Origin of the sequence: Xanthomonas melonis (assembly GCF_020783655.1) — a bacterium.
Lineage (GTDB): Bacteria > Pseudomonadota > Gammaproteobacteria > Xanthomonadales > Xanthomonadaceae > Xanthomonas > Xanthomonas melonis.
The window spans coordinates 1-2,013 of record NZ_JAJGQH010000033.1 but is presented as its reverse complement, the minus strand read 5'-3'; the positions used below and the strand labels follow the sequence as shown (position 1 = coordinate 2,013).

At 65.8% G+C, this 2,013-nt stretch carries 2 protein-coding genes; both read left to right on the top strand.

The genetic code is table 11. The features are described 5' to 3' along the window. The first annotated feature begins 86 nt into the window (after window positions 1–86). Window positions 87–1,097: an IS21-like element ISXci1 family transposase gene (gene istA, locus LL964_RS20030; protein WP_104588973.1), complete on the top strand. Its 1,011-nt coding sequence runs from the start codon at window positions 87–89 to the stop codon at window positions 1,095–1,097. Continuing rightward, entirely contained in the window at window positions 1,097–1,879 is a 783-nt protein-coding gene (gene istB, locus LL964_RS20025; RefSeq protein WP_104588972.1) for an IS21-like element ISXci1 family helper ATPase IstB, read from the top strand. The genes istA and istB overlap by 1 nt, the downstream gene beginning before the upstream one ends. Window positions 1,880–2,013 lie beyond the last annotated feature (134 nt).

Sequence of the window (2,013 nt, the reverse complement as noted above, 5' to 3'; positions counted from 1 at the left end):
TGTTAGCGCCGATGTAAAACTGACCCACAGCGCCGAAGTAAAAGTGACCCACCTGGGCCACGATGGTGGCCTTTTGAAGGCTGCTGATGTTGACTCAGGAGCAGGCAGTGGAGATACGTGTGATGGCCCGCAGGGGCGAGAGTGTCAGAGCGATCGCGAAGCAATTGGAGTGCTCGCGCAACACCGTGCGCAGGTACCTGCGCGATCAAGATGCGCGGCGCTACGGCCCGCGCGAGTCCAGGGCCTGCAAGCTCGACGGCTACCAGTCCTATCTGCGTGAGCGCGTCGTGCAGGCGCATCCGCGCTGGATCCCGGCGACCGTGCTGTTGCGCGAGATCCAGGGGCGCGGCTACACGGGCGGCATCAGCCAGCTCAAGGCCTTCCTGGCCCCGCTCAAGCAGTCCGAGCCCGAGCCGCTGGTGCGCTTCGAGACGCCCCCGGGTCAGCAGATGCAGGTGGATTTCACTTACGTGCGCCGGGGGCGCGATCCGCTGCTGGCGCTGGTCGCCACCCTGGGCTACAGCCGGGCGAGCTACGTGAAGTTCGTGGCGTGCGCAGGCGAGGACATGACCACCCTGTGCACCGGCCTGCGCGAGGCGTTCGATTACTTCGGCGGCGTGCCCGAGCATGTGCTGTTCGACAACACCAAGGCAGTCGTCATCGAGCGCGATGCCTACGGCGAAGGCCAGCACCGCTGGAACAGCGCACTGCGCGAGCTCGCCGATACCTGCGGTTTCAAGCCTCGTCTGTGCCGCCCCTATCGCGCCAAGACGAAGGGCAAGGTCGAGCGCTTCAACTCCTACCTCAAGGGCAGCTTCGTGGTCCCGCTGGCGGCCACCTTGGAGGCCAGCGGGCTTCGGCTCGATGCTCACCTGGCCAACATCCACGTCCGGCGTTGGCTCGACGAAGTCGCCAATGCCCGTGTGCATGCCACCACCAAGGCGGTGCCGGCCGTGCGCCTGGCAGAGGAGCGTGCAGTCATGTTGGCGGCACCGGCGCTGAAGGCGCCACCACCGATACACCAGCGTGTCGTCTTGCCGCTGCAGAGCCTGCAGCATCCGCTGTGCGTGTACGACGCCTTGCTGGAGGTGGTGTGATGGGCCTGCAGCACGCCCGCATCGCCGAGCTGTGCGAGCAGCTGAAGCTCGTGCGACTGGGCAACGACTGGCCGGCTCTCGCACAGGACGCCGCGCGCGACGACGCCAGCTTCGCCGACTTCCTGGAGCGTGTGCTCACGAGCGAGCAGGCTGCCCGCGAGGAGCGCAAGCGCACGGTGCTGATGCGCCTTGCGACGATGCCGGCCATCAAGACACTCGAGCAGTTCGACTGGGCCCAGGCCGGCGGTGCCCCGAAGGCGCAGATCGTCGAGCTCGGCCACCTGGCCTTCGTCGAGCGTGCCGAAAACGTGGTGATGCTTGGGCCAAGCGGCGTGGGCAAGACCCACATCGCCCTGGCGCTATGCCAGCGCGCCGTCATGGCCGGACACAAGGCACGCTTCATCACCGCAGCCGACCTGATGATGCAACTGGCTGCGGCCAAGGCGCAGAACCGGCTCAAGGACTACTTCAACCGCGCGGTACTCGGGCCGAAGCTGCTGGTGGTCGATGAGATCGGCTACCTGCCGTTCGGGCGCGATGAGGCCAACCTGTTCTTCAACGTCGTGGCCAAGCGCTACGAACGCGGCTCGATGGTGCTCACCAGCAACCTGCCGTTCACGCAGTGGCACAGCGCCTTCGCCGACGACCAGACGCTCACAGCAGCGATGCTCGACCGTCTGCTGCACCATGCCCACATCGTGCAGATCGGCGGAGAGAGCTACCGGTTGAAGGACAAACGCAAGGCCGGGCAAACGGCCGCGAGGGTGACGGCGACGGCATGACCGAGGCAACGCGGTTCGGCTGTCTTGGCCCCGGCCCTGAGCAGTCGAACCGCGCAACGAACAAGACCCCGGGTGGGTCAGATTTACTTCGGCGATCCAACGAAAAGTGGGTCAGATTTAAATCGGCGTTGACA

What these genes read in the sequence shown, in the direction of transcription:
- istA (WP_104588973.1), top strand. Translation starts at nt 87, where the DNA reads ATGTTGACTCAGGAGCAGGCAGTGGAGATACGTGTGATGGCCCGCAGG.
- istB (WP_104588972.1), top strand. Translation starts at nt 1,097, where the DNA reads ATGGGCCTGCAGCACGCCCGCATCGCCGAGCTGTGCGAGCAGCTGAAG.